General features: G+C 63.3%; 14 protein-coding genes. 9 read left to right on the top strand and 5 right to left on the bottom strand.

The genetic code is table 11. The annotated features are described in order from the left end of the window. Nucleotides 1–8 precede the first annotated feature (8 nt). Nucleotides 9–644: a TetR/AcrR family transcriptional regulator gene (locus tag SAZ10_RS29205; RefSeq protein WP_318612974.1), complete on the bottom strand. Its 636-nt coding sequence runs from the start codon at nt 642–644 to the stop codon at nt 9–11. A gap of 94 nt (nt 645–738) precedes the next feature. On the opposite strand from SAZ10_RS29205, the gene SAZ10_RS29200 reads away from it, so the two are divergent. The 5 genes from SAZ10_RS29200 to SAZ10_RS29180 are packed head-to-tail and all read left to right on the top strand — an operon-like array spanning nt 739 to nt 5,302. Then, nucleotides 739–1,806, top strand: coding sequence for a spermidine/putrescine ABC transporter substrate-binding protein (locus tag SAZ10_RS29200; protein ID WP_318612973.1), 1,068 nt, complete (start codon nt 739–741; stop codon nt 1,804–1,806). A 51-nt stretch (nt 1,807–1,857) separates the two neighbouring features. Beyond that, nucleotides 1,858–2,688, top strand: a complete 831-nt coding sequence (locus tag SAZ10_RS29195) for an ABC transporter permease (protein WP_318612972.1) — start codon at nt 1,858–1,860, stop codon at nt 2,686–2,688. A gap of 2 nt (nt 2,689–2,690) precedes the next feature. Next, entirely contained in the window at nt 2,691–3,473 is a 783-nt protein-coding gene (locus SAZ10_RS29190; protein ID WP_318612971.1) for an ABC transporter permease, read from the top strand. Beyond that, a complete protein-coding gene (locus SAZ10_RS29185; RefSeq protein WP_318612970.1) occupies nt 3,470–4,534 on the top strand; it encodes an ABC transporter ATP-binding protein in 1,065 nt (354 codons plus the stop codon). Before SAZ10_RS29190 ends, SAZ10_RS29185 begins: the two co-directional genes overlap by 4 nt. Before the next feature lie 15 nt (nt 4,535–4,549). After that, nucleotides 4,550–5,302, top strand: coding sequence for an MBL fold metallo-hydrolase (locus SAZ10_RS29180; protein WP_318612969.1), 753 nt, complete (start codon nt 4,550–4,552; stop codon nt 5,300–5,302). Nucleotides 5,303–5,380: 78 nt separating this feature from the next. Here the strand turns inward: SAZ10_RS29180 and SAZ10_RS29175 are convergent, their stop codons facing one another. From SAZ10_RS29175 to SAZ10_RS29160, 4 genes are all read right to left on the bottom strand, one after another. Further along, nucleotides 5,381–6,664 carry an FAD-dependent oxidoreductase gene (locus tag SAZ10_RS29175; RefSeq protein WP_318612968.1) on the bottom strand — a complete coding sequence of 428 codons (1,284 nt, stop codon included), beginning with the start codon at nt 6,662–6,664 and terminating at the stop codon, nt 5,381–5,383. A 138-nt stretch (nt 6,665–6,802) separates the two neighbouring features. Then, nucleotides 6,803–9,160 (bottom strand): cation:proton antiporter, encoded by a 2,358-nt coding sequence (locus SAZ10_RS29170; RefSeq protein ID WP_318612967.1) that lies wholly within the window; start codon nt 9,158–9,160, stop codon nt 6,803–6,805. Between the two features lie 473 nt (nt 9,161–9,633). Next, on the bottom strand, nt 9,634–10,077 hold the full coding sequence (locus SAZ10_RS29165) for a hypothetical protein (RefSeq protein ID WP_318612966.1): 444 nt from the start codon (nt 10,075–10,077) through the stop codon (nt 9,634–9,636). A gap of 3 nt (nt 10,078–10,080) precedes the next feature. Further along, complete coding sequence (locus tag SAZ10_RS29160; protein WP_318612965.1) at nt 10,081–12,324, bottom strand: TonB-dependent hemoglobin/transferrin/lactoferrin family receptor; 2,244 nt, start codon at nt 12,322–12,324, stop codon at nt 10,081–10,083. 191 nt (nt 12,325–12,515) lie between these two features. Here SAZ10_RS29160 and hemP point away from each other — a divergent pair, with 191 nt between their 5' ends. The 4 genes from hemP to SAZ10_RS29140 all read left to right on the top strand — a co-directional run bounded on the left by hemP (nt 12,516) and on the right by SAZ10_RS29140 (nt 16,233). Beyond that, the gene (gene hemP, locus SAZ10_RS29155) at nt 12,516–12,725 is read left to right on the top strand and encodes a hemin uptake protein HemP (RefSeq protein WP_412535318.1); all 210 of its coding nucleotides are present in this window, start codon (nt 12,516–12,518) and stop codon (nt 12,723–12,725) included. An 8-nt stretch (nt 12,726–12,733) separates the two neighbouring features. Beyond that, on the top strand, nt 12,734–13,795 hold the full coding sequence (locus tag SAZ10_RS29150; RefSeq protein ID WP_318612964.1) for a hemin-degrading factor: 1,062 nt from the start codon (nt 12,734–12,736) through the stop codon (nt 13,793–13,795). Nucleotides 13,796–14,034: 239 nt separating this feature from the next. Then, on the top strand, nt 14,035–14,904 hold the full coding sequence (locus SAZ10_RS29145) for a heme/hemin ABC transporter substrate-binding protein (RefSeq protein ID WP_318612963.1): 870 nt from the start codon (nt 14,035–14,037) through the stop codon (nt 14,902–14,904). A gap of 198 nt (nt 14,905–15,102) precedes the next feature. Continuing rightward, nucleotides 15,103–16,233 carry an iron ABC transporter permease gene (locus tag SAZ10_RS29140; RefSeq protein ID WP_318612962.1) on the top strand — a complete coding sequence of 377 codons (1,131 nt, stop codon included), beginning with the start codon at nt 15,103–15,105 and terminating at the stop codon, nt 16,231–16,233.

The raw sequence follows: 16,233 nt of genomic DNA, 5'->3' as shown, positions 1-16,233 counted from the left end.
GCGAATAGCTACGGTTCCGCTACTCGCTTCTCCTTAGAAACCGCCTCGACGAGCACGCGGTTCTGGCGGCGAAGAGCGCCGCGCAGCTCGACGATCGTCGAAGCGTCGCGCTTCACAAATTCGATGAACATCATGTTCATATTGTTGAAGACCAGCTCGCCGACCGCGCGGCCGTCGACGTCAGGACGGACCAATCCGAACTCCTGCAGCCTGGCGATGAGCGCGCAGATCTGGTCGGTCAAGGTGCGGTCGAGGGCCGTATAGGTCCGGCCGAACGGGCTTTCCGGCTGCTGCGTCGAGATCGCCATCGCCTGGCGCCACATCTCCTTGCTGAGATAGTTCAGCGAGTGCTCGATATAGATGCCGATCAGCGTATCGAGCGCGTCGCCGACATTCCTCGGCGGTTCGGCGACGACGCCGAGACCGGCATTGAGCACCTCATTGACCTCCATCGAAACGATCGCAACCAGAAGGTCGCCTTTGTTCTGGTAATAGTTGTAGATCGTGCCGACCGAGACCTCGGCCTCGGCGGCAATTGCCTCGATCTTGGCGCCCTCATATCCGGCCTCGCGAAACAGCTCGGCCGCAGCCTCGAGAATGCGGCGGTCCCGGTCCGCCTTATGCTTTGCACGCAGTCCGCTCATGACCGACTTCTGGCACGAAATCAGAATTGACTCAATTTTGGAATTGGTTCAGTTTTCCTCAATAAGCCATAAGGCAGCAGGGGAGAACACTCGAATGTCCGTAAGTCCGATTTCGAAGTGCAGCCGCTTTGCCGGCATCGCCGCCGCCGTCGCCTTGCTCGGCGCAGCGCCAGCGGTGGCACAGGACCTCAACGCCTTGATCTGGTGCGACCATGCCGACCCAGCGTTGCTCTCACCGTTCGAGAAGGCAAACGGGGTAAAGGTCAACGTCAAGGAGTTCGAAGGCACAGGCGCCGGCTTGGCGATCGTCGAGCAGTCACAACCCGGCGACTGGGACGTAATGGTGATCGATTCCATCGACGTGCCGCGCGGCGTCGAAAAGGGCCTGTTCGAACCACTGCCGGAAGACAAGCTGCCTTTCGCCGACCTCTTCCCGGAAGTGATGATGAACGGCTCGACCGTGGTGGACGGCAAGCGGTACGGCATCACCGAAAAGTTCGGCTACAACACGATCGGCTACAACAAGGAGAAGGTTGACGTCGCCGACATGCAGTCCATGGCCTCGTTGACCGACCCGAAATACAAGGGCCGCATTGCGATATACGACTACTATCTACCCGTGATCGGCATGGCGGCGCTGTCGATCGGCAAGAAGACCTCGGAGCTGACCGAGGCCGACCTGCCCGCGATCAAGGACGTGCTCCTGAAGATGAAAGCCAACGCAAAGCTGGTCGGCGAGGTGACCGCCAGCCAGACCGCGCTTGCCACAGGCGAGGTCGATATACTGGTCGGCGGCGGCGAATGGGTGACGGCCGGGCTCGCCAAGGAGAATCCGGCGCTCGATTTCTCGATCCCGAGAGAAGGCGCGGTGCTGTGGTCGCAATCGCTCGCCATGTTCAAGGATTCCAAGAACAAGGACTTGGCGCTGAAATTCATCCAGTATGTGCTGAGCCCGGAAGGCCAGGCACGCCTCGCCACCTCATCCTGCTACTGGGGAATGCCTTCCAGCACGAAGGCCGCCCTCACAGACGAGCAGAAGAAAATCTTGCGTTTCGACGAGCAGCCCGGCTTCCTCGCTCGCGCTCAGCCCTACCCGGCCCCCAGCCCCGAACTCGACAAGAAGATGCAGGACGTTTGGACGGAGATGCTGCAGGCACAGTAGTCGCGTCAGGATCGGCTGAAGAAGAGCGCTGCTGTTAAACAGAGGAGGGCGATGAACTCCAGCCGCATCCTGCCTTGGGCGTTGGTCTCGCCGGCCATCTTGTGGACGCTCCTCTTCTTTGTCCTGCCCTTTATCGCCATGGCCATCATCAGCCTGATAACGATGGAAGGTGGGTTCACCTTCGGCAACTACGCTCAGTTCTTCGCCAATCCGAGCTACCGGCAGGCGATGGAGAACTCGATCGAGGTGACGGCAATCGTCACCATCGCCTCGATCCTTCTTGCTTATCCCTTCGCATGGATCCTGGCTGAGCAGGTGCCGGAACGCTGGCAACGGCTGGCGCTCATGCTCGCTGTGCTGCCGTTCTGGACCTCATACGTCGTGCGCTCCTATAGCTGGCTCCTGGTGCTTGCCGAGAATGGCGTGGTGAACCGCACGTTGAGGGCCGTTGGCCTCCTTTCCGAGCCCGTCCAACTTGCCAACACGCGGCTCGCTACCGTGATCGGCTTCGTGCATTTCTTCGTGATGCTGCTCACACTCACGATCTTCGCCAATCTGAAGCAGCTCGGCCCAAGCTACCGCAAGGCGGCAGCTGATCTCGGCGCCGGACCGGTCAGGACCTTCATCCATGTGATCCTGCCGCTGACATTACCCGGCATCATGGTCGGGGCGTTCCTGACATTCGTGCTTGCGATCGGCGATTATATCACGCCGCAGATCCTGGGCGGCAACAACGAGCTCTTGATGCCGCAGCTGATCATGATGCAAATCGGCCGGCGCGGCGATTTCCCGTCGGCCTCGGCGCTGTCCATCCTGCTGATGGTAGTCGTTACGATCGCCTACCTCGCCTGCTCGCGCTGGCTGAAGATCGAACGGGCCTGATCATGCGCGTCCTCGTCCGAACCATCTCCACAGTTTACGCGCTCGCCGTCTACGGCTTCATATTCCTGCCGGTCGTGGTGTTGGTGCTGTTCTCGTTGCAGAGGACCTCGTTCCCGATTCCGCCTTTCACCGGCCCGTCCCTGCGCTGGTATGAGGCTGTGCTGTCCGACGCGCGTCTCACCGCGGCGCTCGGCAATTCCGTGCTTGTCGCAGTGATCTCCTCCTTCCTCGCAACGATGCTCGGCTTTCTTGCCGCCTGGGGCTTCGCTCGTTTCATGCTGCCGAAAGCCGCGCTGTTGCGTGGGCTGATCACGTTGCCGCTCACGGTAAGCTATCTCATCATCGGCATGGGGATCCTGGTGCTGTTCAACGCGGCCGGCGTGCCGAAATCGCTGATCGCCGCAGGCATCGGGCACGTCGTGATCAACCTGCCGCTCTGCTTTGCCATCACCTATAGCCAGATGGGCGACCACCAGATCGCGATCGAGCGCGCCGCCCGCGATCTCGGCGCACCGGAATGGAAGGTGCTTTTCCTGATCACCGTGCCGGGCATGTGGCCGGCGCTGTTCGCCTCGTTCTTCCTGTCCATGACCTTCTCCTGGGACGAGTTCGTGATTTCCTTCCTGCTCACGCGCTTCGAAACCACCTTGCCGGTCGAGATCTGGAACCTCTTACGCTCTGGTCTCAATCCGAAGACCAACGCGGTCGGCTCGCTGGTATTCGGCGTTTCGATCGTCTTCGCCATCCTGATCGAGTTCGTCCTTCTGCGCCGGAAGCCGACATGAGCCAGACTCTTGTCGACATCCGGCATGTCACGCACCGCTTCGGCGAGCAGGTCGTCCTTAATGACGTGTCGCTGGAGATCGCGCCGGGCAGCTATACCGTGCTGCTCGGGCCGTCCGGCTCGGGCAAGACGACTCTGCTCTCCATCCTCGGCGGCTTCGTCCTGCCGACCGAGGGCAAGGTCCTGATCAACGGCAAGGACTGCACCGCCATGCCGCCGGCCAAGCGGCCGACAACGACCGTCTTCCAGGACTATGCGCTCTTTCCCCACATGAGCGTCGGCGGGAATGTGGGGTTTGGCCTGCGCATGAAAGGCGTCGACGGCACGACCAGGGCGCGGCAGGCGCGCGAGACGCTGGCACTGGTCGGCCTGGCAGAGGCTTTCGACAAGAAGCCACACCAGCTCTCCGGCGGCCAACGGCAGCGCGTGGCGCTTGCCCGCGCGCTCGTGGTGAACCCGGCTGTCCTTTTGCTGGACGAGCCGCTCGGCGCGCTCGACCTCAAGCTGCGCCGGCAGATGCAGGACGAGCTGAAGGCGATCCAGAAGCACGTCGGCACCGCGTTCATCCACGTCACGCATGACCAGGAAGAGGCGATGGCGCTTGCCGACCATTGCGTGGTGATGAATGACGGATGCATCGAGGACGAGGGGCCGCCCGAGCGCGTCTACACGCGCCCAGCGACCCGCTTCTCCGCCGGCTTCATGGGCGAGAGCACGCTGCTTGCCGGCACGGTGGCTGCCGGCGACGCGGTGACGTGCATCGTCGAGACCGCGTTCGGCCGCCATCGACTGGCTGTCGAAGCAGCGGCCGGCACGAAGGCGGCGCTGGCGATTCGGCCGGAGCATCTGCGACTCGGTCCGACCAACGGCGCGGTTTCACTTGGCGAGGCGACGGTGGCTGAGATCATCTTCCAGGGTAGTTTCAAGCGCGTGCTTGCCGATTCACGCATCGACCCGTCCGTCCGCTTCATCGCCAAGGTTCCGGCCAGCGCCGCGCTGCGGACTGGCGACAGCGTCGCCGTTTCATGCGAGGCTGCCGACGTCATCCTGCTGACAAAATAATGTTGCCGACCAAGCATGAGCACGCTTCCGATCATCGAGCACGGCCGCTGGTACGAGACGATCCGGATGGCGGATCGCGTCACGCTCATCGACGAACCGTGGATAAAGCCGTTCTTCCGCTGCAATATCTGGCATGTGCGCGGCCGGGACCGCGACCTTTTGTTCGACAGCGGGCTCGGCCATGTGAGCCTTTCGCGTCATGTTGCACTGGTCAGCGAGCGAAAGCTGATCTGCGTGGCAAGCCACACCCATTTCGACCACATCGGCTGCCACCACGAGTTTCCTGACCGCTGTGTGCACCGCGCCGAAGCGCATATTCTCGCCGACCCACGCAATGAGTGGACGGTCGCCGACCGCTACGCGACCGACGCGATGTTCGACGGCATGCCGGTGGGGTGGGATACTTCGAAATACCGGATCCCGCCCGCGCCGGCTGGCCGCGTCCTTGAGCACCAGGACGTCGTCGACCTCGGCGACCGCGCCTTCGAAGTGATCCACACCCCTGGCCACTCGCCGGGCGGCATCGCTCTCTACGAGAAGAAGACCGGCACGCTGCTCTCAGGCGATATCGTCTATGACGGACCGCTGATCGACGACGCCTACCACAGCGTGGTCGAGGACTATCTCGCCACGCTCGAGCGGATGCGCGGTCTGGACGTGTCGGTCGTCCATGGCGGTCATTTCCCGAGCTTTGGCCCAACACGCTATCGGCAACTGATCGACGAGTATCTGGCTTCGAAGCGGAGGCCGGGTTGTCATCTTCGGTAGGGGAGTGCCGGATGGCTCATGTGCGGCGCTCGCAACCCTGCCGATGGTTCCGCATGAGCGACATGAAGCGCCGGTCCTTCATCGCTCGAAGGCATCGAGCATGCGATACCACGTGCTCGCCGCAGCAACCCCGATCTGCCGGAAACCGTGCAAGGGGATCGGCCGGACCGGCGTCAGCGGAAACGGGATCGACTTTGGATCGCCACCGGCGAGATACGCCGCGATCCGCTCGCCCAGCGCTGTCATCAGTCCAACACCGCGACCCTGGCAGCCGACAACGGCAAGCAGACGCGGTTGCGGCTCATGCACATGCGGAAGATGATCCGGCGTCATTGCAACGCGACCGAACCAGCGTTTTTCGATCGGCACGCCGGAAAGCGCCGGGTAGAGCCGGAGCATCGCGCGCTCGAGATGCAACCAGTCTTTCGGGCTGCGCGGCGGTGCCATCCGCCCGCGACCTCCAAGCACCAGCCTGCCATCCGGCCCGCGCCGATAGTAGACGAGGATGCGTCGGGAATCGGAAACAGCGTGTCCGCCCGGCAGAATCGTTTCCAGCCGGTCGGGAGAGAGCCGGGCGGTCGCTATCTGGAAGGAATGGAGCGGCACGATCGTCTCGGCAAGGCCGGGGATCAAGGCATCCGTGTAGGCGTTCGTGGCGACGACAAGCGACTTTGCGCGAAGCTCCATTCCGGCTTCGGTTGTCAGCCGCCAAAGGCCGGCTTCGCTTCGCAACGCCCTCGCCCGCGTGTTTCCGGCGATGCGCACGCCAGCCGCGCTCGCGATCCGCGCGAGCTCCAATGTGAAGGACAGAGGGTCGATCGTGCCGGCACGCCGATCAAGCCAGCCGCCGAGATAAGTTTTCGCGCCGGTCAGCCTTGCGATCTCCGCAGCATCAAGAAGCACCGCATCAGCGCCCCTTGCCCGCCATTGCCTGTCGCGGCTTTCCGCTGCACGCAGGGCAGTTCCGGTATGCGCCGCGTGGATCCAGCCGTTCCGGCAGTATGGAACGTCGAGCTTCTCATCGCGGATCAGACCGAACACTTTGTCGGCTGTCGATGCAGCGAAGCCGACGAGTGCCTCCCCGCGCGCTTCACCGAACAATTCCAGCAGCTTGTCGGGATCGTATTTCAGGCCGGGGATGACCTGCCCCCCATTCAGGCCGGACGCGCCCTCGCCCAGTCCCTTCGCCTCGACGATTCGGACGCTGAGCCCATAGCGTGCGGCGTGCAATCCGGTGGAGAGACCCAGGATGCCTGCGCCGACGATCGCGACGTCACTCTCTTCGCCATGCTCAAGCGGCGTGTGGAACGAGGCCTGGGCTGGACGTTGCCAGACGGGTTCGGAAAATGAGGTCGGCGGCAAGCTGTTCCCTCGCCGGGTGATTGCTCGACAAGGGGTAGTCCAGCGCGAGCAATTTTGGAAGGCGAGCGCAGCCAGTCCTTAGACTTCACGCCCTGTCCCAATACCGGCCTCATCGCCTTGTCACTGGGCCGGACATTTTCATTGGGCATCGACCGAGGCCCGTGTCTCGCGAGCATCGGACTTGCCGGTGCGCTGGGCCTCCGCTTCGGCTTCGTCGCGGCGCACGCGCTCGTTTGCGACCAGGATGATGGGCCCGTTGCATTTACCGATCACGGCAGTCGCGGTCTCGCCGAAATCAAGCTCCTCCCCGGCCCGCCGCGTGACGCCCATTACCACCAGCGAGATACCCCCGGCGGCCTCCTTGCAGATCGCCTGATCCGGGACTCCCCTCGTGCGAATGGCCGTCTCGACCGGCACGCCGTAACGCTCCGCCAGGCTGACGATTTCCTTCAGGGCCGCTTCCTCACGCCGGTGCGAGAAGCGCGACGCCGGGCTGCGTTTGCTCCTGGCGCGCCTTGAGACATAGAGCGCCCTGACAGGGACGCGCTGTGGTCTGGCGATCGCCAGCGCCAGATCGGCCGCGCGACGCGATATCTCGGTACCGTTGACAGGCAGGAGAATCTTCGCGCCGGCTTCGAGGACAGGCATCTTGCCGTTACCGCCGGCGCCCTTCAGCACGAGACAGAGCGGCCCGTCGAATCCGCCGGTGATGTCGTTCAGCCTTGCCGTGAACGCGCCTCTCGGAGTCTGCGCTTCGTTCAGGCCGATGAAGAGCATGCCATAACCCTTGCGCGCCTCTTCCGCTATGGTCTTGCCGGTGGCCGCCGCCTCCGTTCGGGCGGTGAGATGCATCTTGTCGACGGACACCTTTTCGTCCTGCTTGACCGCGCTGGCGCTCGCCCTGGCGCCCTTCTTGATCTCGTCGACGTGTTTTTCCCTGGAATCCTCAGCCGGGGCGTCCTGCCCTTCCGTCAATTGCAGCAGGGTAGTCGGCATCCCGCTGCTGCCGCCGACGAGGCCGGCGAGATAGGCCGTAAACCTGCCGATCGGGCTATCGTCGACGACGAGGAGCAGGCGCTCGAGCTTGGAGACGAGGCCGCGCTGGTCGAGCTCCTCGCGCTCCACGCGCTCCTTCTCCTCCTTGGCCATGGGCAGCCGGCCAAGCGCCCAACGCAGCATGGGCGGCATGGCGAGCGTGGTGATAACGGCCATGGTCACGATCATGGTGAAGAGATCATGCGAGAGGATACCCATCGAAAGGCCGATGCTGGCGACGATCACTTCTGTCGAGCCACGAGCGTTCATCGCGCAGCCGACCGCAATCGACTCCTTCCAGGACATGCCGGCGGCCTTGCCGCCGAGGAAGGCGCCGCTGAACTTGCCGAGGCTGGCAATCAGGACGAGACCGATGGTGAGCAGAGCAAGCGTCGGATCGGCAAGCACCGTCAGGTTCGCTGAAAGCCCCGCGGTGCCGAAGAAGAGCGGCATAAAAAGCGCGGTGATGATGCCTCTCAGCTGTCCTTCTATGTGCTGGGACAGGATCGGCGATTCCCCGACCAGGATGCCAGCCACGAAGGCACCGAGCACGGTGTGCACGCCAATCAGGCTCGTGATCAGCGCCATCACGCACATGATGATGAGGATCATCGTGACGACGGCATATTCGCTGCGCGATGCGTCGTTGGTCCAGCGGATGAGCGTGAAGACGATGCGTCTTCCGACGGTGAAGCTGAACAACATGAAGGCTGCGACTTCGACGATGGTGAGGGCGAGCGGGAAAAATTCCACCTTGCCGTGGGTGGCAATGCCGAAAGTCACGGCGATGACAAGCCATCCGATCGTGTCCTCGATGATCGCCGAGGAGATGATCACCTGGCCTAGATTGCGGCGAATGAAATTCATCTCTCGCACGATCACCGCGACGATCTTCACCGAAGACACGGAAAGCGCAGTTCCGAGGAACAGGCCGGCAACCGTGCGCTGGGTGGGATTGGGAAGCAGCGAGTCCGGCAGCAATTGCGCAAGGCCGAAGCCGCAGATGAACGGCACCACCACCCCGGTCGCGGAGATCGCGATGCTTGCCGCCCCGACACGGCGAACCAGCCTGAGATCGGTCTCCATGCCCGTCAGCAGCAGAAGCATCAATATGCCGAGCTGCGACACCGCATCGATCATGCTCTTTTGTGCCGGGTCGCCGGGAAAGAGAAAATGCTGGGCCGAGGGCCAAAGCCAGCCGAGGAGCGACGGTCCGAGCAGAATGCCGCCGATCAACTGGCCCATGATGGCGGGCTGGCCGAAGCGCTCCAGGATTTCTCCCAAGCCTCGTCCGACGACCAGAAGCAGTACGATTTCCGCAACGAAAATGGCTTCTCCCGAGCCGCCCTGGCCCGACACTTGCCCGCCGCTTTCAGCGGCTAAAGCGGCGGTCGTGGCCAGAAACGCCGATGTCCCGAGAAGTATCAGGGAGAGACCGCGCGCTTGATCCTTTGATCTCATGAAGCCCTGTTTGAGCGAGCCTGCATTGAAATGGACTGACCGCCACAACGCGCGAAGCGGCTGTTGCGTTGCGCCGAAGTGACGTCTGGCTTGTCGGGATGGCCGTCTGCGACAGGCGGGTGGACAGGGCACGGAAATTGCTTGTGGCGCGGCGCTGGTGCCCCCCTCGTTCTTGTGGGCAGGGCAATCGCATATGGCGAGGCAGACCCCCGCTCCGCCTCGCTTCGCTCGGCACCTCTCCCCCTCAAAGGCCTCAAAGGGGGAGAGGAAGGGCGCCTGGCATTGCGGCCGGCGCTTCCTCTCCCCGTCGAGCGCCGTCGAGCGGGGGAGAGGTGGTTCGCGAAGCGAACCGGAGTGGGGGTCGACCTCATAGGCGATAGCCCTGCCCACAAGGGGAGGAGAGCACCAGCGTCGCGATTGCCTTGGCCCACTTGGGCGATGGAAGAGCAGGGCAACGGGGCCCGTGAGGTCGATCAGACCCCGAAAGCGATGCCCGTCCTCGTCGAGGTCCGGATGCCGCGCATACAATCGGCGGCACCGATCCCCTCGCCCGCGCAGGCGGTCGTGGTGTTGATCAGGATGCGGCTGATCTTGCCGCATTCGACGCCTGCGAGATCGAAGCGGCTCACCTTGGTCTTGCCTGCGGGCATGTCGCGGAATTCCAGTACGGCGAGGCGGTCGACGACGCCCTCGGCGTCGAAGAGGGCAAGCTCGAAGGCGGCACCCGAGATGTCTCCATCGAGACCGTTGGTCACCATGAAGGTGAACCGGCAGCCCTTCTCGGAAGCCTGTGCAGCATTGAGCTCGAGAAACAGCGAGCGAGGTGGCGCTGGATCTTCCGCGAATGCAGGAATGGCGGCAGTGGATAACGCCACCGCCGCCGCGAATGAACCGTAGATGTACCGGGCGTTTTTCAAGTTTCAGCCTCCGAGCCGCGCCGTCAGTCCGATCTTCAGCGAGACGCCCGGCTCATAGACAGTCCCGACCGTCGAGAGGTTGAGCGGGTTCACATAGTTCACGTCGAAGATGTTGTCGGCACGGAAGTCGATCCTGTAGTCCTCGTTGGGGGCATAGCTCGCGAAGGCATTGACCAGAGTATAGTCCTCGGCGGTCGCGTTGCCCTTCGGTGTGCCGTTGTACTGAACCTCGCCGCCGATGGTGAGCTTCTCCTCGAAGAAGCGGAACCCGATCTGACCGGTCACCTGCGAGGACGGGATGGTGTCGAGATCGGCCTCGACACCGGCATAGGAAACCGTGTGCCCATCGATCACCGAGACGGAGAAGCCGGCAAAGGCCCAACGGGCATCATAGAAGCTCTCCAGCTCGAAGCCCTCGATCCTGGCATTGGCGAAGTTCTGGTATTGTGCGCAAACCGGCAGGTAATATCCGCCGGGTACCCAGATCGGCGGCACGCCGCGAATGAAGGGACAGCCGGGATCGCCGGCACCGATGTCGCTGTTGAGGCCGATGTAATTGTCGACGTCGTTGTTGAAATAGGCAGCCTTCAGCCGCAACGCATCGTCTGCCCGGAATATGCCCTCCTGCGCATAGTTCACGCCGAATTCCCAGGTCTTGGCCGTTTCCGGCTTCAGGTCCGGATTGGGCAGGAAGGGAAAGGCGACGCCAGCGGGATGGAGGCCGCTGATCAGCGTCTCCGTGACGGAGGGGGAACGGTAGCCTTCGGCATAGGTGCCGTAGAACTGCAGCCCTTCCAGCCCTGCATTCCGGAACGGCGAGATGCCGACCGTGATGCGCGGTGAAAGCCTGTCGCCGGAGTTGTCCGTATCATCGTCACCTTTCAAACTATAGGTGTCGTATCGCAAGCCGGCGACGACCTGGAGCCACTCCCAGGTGAGCTTTTCCTGGACATAGGCGCCGCCGACGTCGCGATCCCCTGACGGCGTATAGAAGGAGGCGCCCCCGATGGCGCCTCCCGTTTCGACATCGTCGCTCACCCAGTCGCCGCCAAAGGTCAGCTCGTGAGCCAATGCGCCTGTCTCGAATCTCGACGTGTTCCAGAGGTCGATGCCGATCGTACCGAGATCGTAAGTGGTCTGCGAGCCCACTGGCACGACGACGGGGGCGCCGTTCGAAGGATCGTACCGGCCGAGCGCGACGAGCGAAGTCTGGTCGAGACTGGTCTTGTTGTAGGAAAGATTGACGTGGAGATCGAGCCAGCTCCTCTCGTCGTCGGTGATGTTGTAGCGACCGGTGAAGGTGTTCTGCTTGAGGTCTAGATCCGAGGCGGGAACGCCGCCGCTGACCTCGGTCCAGCCGTCGTTGGCACCGATCCAGCCAAGCTTCAGCTCGCTGTTCTCGGTCGGGCGGATCGTGGTCTTGATGAGGCCGCTCAGCACATCGAAGCCGGTGCCTTGGACCGTCTCGCCGTCGCCGCCCTTATAGTCGTCATAGTTGCGATAGACGATGTTGCCGAGCACGTCGAAATTCTCCGTGAAGCGGTAGGCGCCGGTGGTGCTCGTGGTCCAGCCCTGACCATTGGTCTCGTAACGGCCCATCGCCGAGAGCGCCCAGGTCTCGCCGGGCCTCAGGAAATCTCCGGCGTCCTTCGTCTCGAAAAAGACGACGCCGCCAATCGCGCCCGAACCATAGGTGTTGGCGACCGGGCCGCGAATCACATCGGCCGACTGGATCAGTTCGGGATCGATCCAGAAGGTCGACTGCGTCCCGTGGTCGGAGCGCTGGAAGTCCTGGCGGGCGCCGTCCACGATCACGGCCACCCGCCCGAAGTCCTGCAGGCCACGGATATTCACGCTGGACCCGATGCGGCGCTCATCGGCCTGCATCGTAATGCCTGGAACGCCGAAGAATACGTCATTCGGTGTCGTCGCCATGCGGCGTTGGAGCTGCTCCTGATCGACATGGCTGACGGAAGCCATGGTGTTGATCGCCGTCTCAGCGGTCCGGCTCACGACGGTGATCTGGTCGAGCTGCGTCGTGTTGCCGGGCGCCTGCCCAGTTTGAGTGTTCTCAGCCTGATCCTGCTTTTCCGCCTGTGCGCTGTTGGCGTCCTGTGCCCGCGCCGTTCCAAGCACGAGCGCGATTGCGGCAACACCTGTCAAAAGAAAAACCGCATGCCGCGCAGCCGTTCCCGTCAGTCGCCTGCCGAGCGCATCGCGGGAGATATCCCCGTCCACAAGCCCCATGTCCCAACTCCTGAATATTCAAGGCTGGCTAGCATCAGGCTCGCTCGCGATTTTTCGTTGCGTCCGGCCGAGTCTAAAACTTGACTCTTTTTGTCCGGTATTGCACTCACTAGTAAACATGAGTTTTATAGTCAACAATTGAGTTGGCTCCGCGCAGCGCAGGCCGGCGTGCCTGAGGAGAGGGCAGAGGAATGAACCGTCCCAACCAGATTGACATCGAGTACCGCGGCCAGCGGCCGCTTCTGACCATGCCGGCGCGCCACGGCTCGCAACGCCCGGCCACCCGCACCATCTCCAGCGATCAGCTGTTTGCCGGCGAACACGAGATCGGCATCGAGCACCGGGGTTCGTTCTACCGGCTGAAGATCACCCGCCAGGGCAAGCTGATTCTCAACAAGTAGGTGCAGGGATGACCAGAACAGAACGAGTCGCGCCGGCCGACATACGCCGTGCGAAGGAGGAAAATCCGTCGTTGCGCGAGCGTGATCTCGCCCGACAGCTTGGCATCTCGGAGGCCGAGTATGTGGCTGCCTGGTGCGGCCAAGGCACAGTCAGGATCGCGCCCCGCGTCAGGGAACTGCTCACCGGTCTCGAAGCGATCGGAGAGGTGATGGCGCTGACGCGCAATGACAGCGCCGTGCACGAAAAAATCGGCGTCTACGACAAGGTCGTGACTGGCGATCAGAATGCGCTTGTGCTCGGCGAGCAGATCGACCTGCGCATCTTCCCGAAAGTGTGGGCGCACGGCTTCGCGGTGGAGAAGCGCGAGGGCGGCGAGGTCCGCCGCAGCCTGCAGTTCTTCGACCAAGCCGGCGAGGCCGTGCACAAGGTGCATCTGCGCCCGGCCTCAAATCTCTATGCATATCAGAAGCTGGTCGAATCGCTCGCCCTGGACGACCAGGCCCAGGCCGTCGATGTCCTCCCGATCGACGACGATGATGTCGAATCACGGTCCGTCGACCCTGCTGCGGCGCAGGAGCTTCGCGAGCGCTGGAGCAAGATGACGGACGTGCATCAATTCTTCGGAATATTACGCGCGGTACGGATGACCAGGCACCAGGCAGTGAAGAGCATAGGCGAGGACTATGCCTGGCAGCTCGACCGCGACGCACTGATGGCCATGCTGCGGCTTGCCGCCAACGATGCCGTGCCGATCATGTGCTTCGTCGGCAGCCGCGGCTGCATCCAGATCCATTCCGGGCCGATCCGGAACATCAAGCCGATAGGCCCCTGGATCAACATACTCGACGAGACCTTCAACCTTCATCTCAGGTTCGACCATGTCGCCGAGCTCTGGGCGGTGCGGCGTCCGACCAAGGACGGCCACGTCACGTCACTCGAAGCCTATGGCGAAGACAAGAAGCTGATCACCCAGTTCTTCGGGCAGCGCCACGAGGGCGAGACCGAGCGCGCCGACTGGCGCATGCTTGCCGAGAACCTGCCGCGCGTTCCGCGGCTGACGGCAGCTTAGTCTCGGACATTGAATTTATGTCGCGCTCTACGTTGCCCCCCTCTGTCCTGCCGGACATCTCCCCCACAAGGGGGGAGATCGGCTATGATTTCGGTTTTCGCCAATTGTCGGCGTTGCAGAATAAGTGCCGTCCGGGCGGCCGGCGCGATCTCCCCCCTCGTGGGGGAGATGTCCGGCCCATTCGACAAGCTCTGGACAGAGGGGGGCGCGACAGCGCGCCGTCGTTCAAGCGTTTGTCAGTGCTATCGCTCGCCCTGATTTCGTTAGCTCTTCTGTCACCCGCAGTCACTTCAGCCGACGAAACCACCGGTCCCCTGCCCGACCCTTCGCATATCGTCGCGATCGGCGGCTCGATCACCGAGATCTTCTATGCGCTCGGCGAGGAGGGGCGGCTGATCGCCCGCGACTCGACCAGCGTCTATCCGGAAGCGGCGCTCAAGCTGCCCGACATTGGCTATATGCGGGCGCTTTCGCCGGAAGGCGTGCTCTCGGTCAATCCGTCGGCGATCGTTGCGCTCGAAGGCAGCGGTCCCAGGGAAGCAGTGGATGTGCTGAAAAAGGCGAAGGTGCCGTATCTCACCGTGCCTGAGACCTTCGACCGTGAAGGCATCCTTGCGAAGATTAGGCTTATCGGCCGGGCGATAGGGCAGGAACAGAAGGCCGCGGAACTCGCCGCCTCGGTCGACAAGGACCTGGGCGCCGCCGAGGCGCGCGCGGCCGGCATCGTCAAGCGGCAGCGTGTATTGTTCATTCTCTCCGCGCAGGACGGCAAGATTTTCGCTTCGGGTACGGACACAGCAGCCGACGCAATCATAAAACTCGCTGGCGGTGAGAATGCTATCAAGGAGTTCCGGGGCTACAGGCAGCTCTCGGAGGAAGCGATCGTGACGGCCGACCCCGACGTCATATTGATGATGTCGCGCGGTGGTCCGAGCGGCCCTTCGGATGCGGACCTGCTTGCACATCCAGCGATCGCTTCGACACCGGCGGGCAAGGACGGGCGGCTCATCAGGATGGACGGCGCCTATCTGCTCGGCTTCGGTCCGCGCACAGCAGCGGCAGCGCGCGAGCTGGCAGTCAAGCTCTATGGTTCGGCGGCGGCGAATTGAGTGGGTATGCGCGTGCCGTCGACCCAAATGCAATCTGAGCCAAACGGAGAGGACAGCGCGCGTCGCGCCCCCCTCTGTCCTGCCGGACATCTCCCCCACAAGGGGGGAGATCGGCTGTCATCGATGGTTTCGCTAATCTCCACGGTTCGCGATTGGCGAAACCAGAACGGCCGTCCAATCTCCCCCCTTGTGGGGGAGATGTCCGGCAGGACAGAGGGGGGCGCGACAGAACGCCGACCTATCCGCGCGTCCGGACCGAAGGATCGGTCGACTCTCGAAGGCGACCGTACCGGCCGCGCAATCATCGTCATCATCCTGCTCGCGATCGCTCTCATCGTCATCGCACTTGCCGGCCTCACCGCCGGCGCCTCGGACGCATCATTCCTGCGGGCAATTGCCGACTGGCTCTCGCACACCAATGGCTCACCCGCCCCGCTCAGCGAGCGCGACCGTATCATCATCTACGATATCCGCATGCCCCGCGTCGCGATGGGCGTGCTGATCGGCGCTGCGCTCGCGGTCTCCGGTGCCGTGATGCAGGGACTGTTCCGCAACCCGCTTGCCGATCCCGGACTGATCGGCGTCTCGGCCGGCGCTGCGCTCGGTGCCGTCTCGATGATCGTGCTCAGCGGAACCCTGCTCGCGCCCGTCGCGGCGCTCGCCGGCATCTACGCGCTTCCGCTCGCTGCCTTCCTGGGCGGACTTGCGGTGACGCTGCTGCTTTATCGCATCTCGACCCGGCAGGGGCAGACCTCGGTCGCGACGATGCTGCTTGCCGGCATAGGGCTCGCCGCGCTCGCCGGCGCCCTGCTCGGACTGCTTGTCTATATTGCCGACGACCGGCAGCTGCGCGACCTGACCTTCTGGAGCCTCGGCTCGCTGGCGGGAGCGACCTGGGCGAAGCTCGCGGCGGTCGGCCCGATCGTGGCGCTCTCCCTTGCCGTAACGCCCTTTCTGGCGCGCGGCCTCAACGGCCTTTCGCTCGGCGAAGCGAGTGCTCGCCATCTCGGCGTGCCGGTGCAGAGCCTGAAACATACGGCGATCTTCACCGTTGCCGCCGCGACCGGCGCTTCGGTCGCCGTCAGCGGCACGATCGGCTTCATCGGCATCGTCGTGCCACACCTCCTGCGTTTGGCAATAGGTCCCGACAATCGCTTGCTCCTGCCGGCTGCCGCGCTGGGCGGGGCCTGCCTCCTGCTTGTCGCCGACACGATCTCCCGCACGATCGTAGCGCCGGCCGAGCTGCCGATCGGCATCGTGACGGCAGCAGCCGGCGCGCCTGTGTTCCTGTGGATCCTGCTGCGCCGGCGCGGGCTGGCGGATATCTGA

The sequence above is a fragment of the Mesorhizobium sp. BAC0120 genome (genome assembly GCF_033542235.1).
Classification (GTDB): Bacteria; Pseudomonadota; Alphaproteobacteria; order Rhizobiales; family Rhizobiaceae; genus JAWRCU01.
Note: the sequence above shows the minus strand (reverse complement) of the source record. Positions and strands in the feature narration are given on the sequence as shown.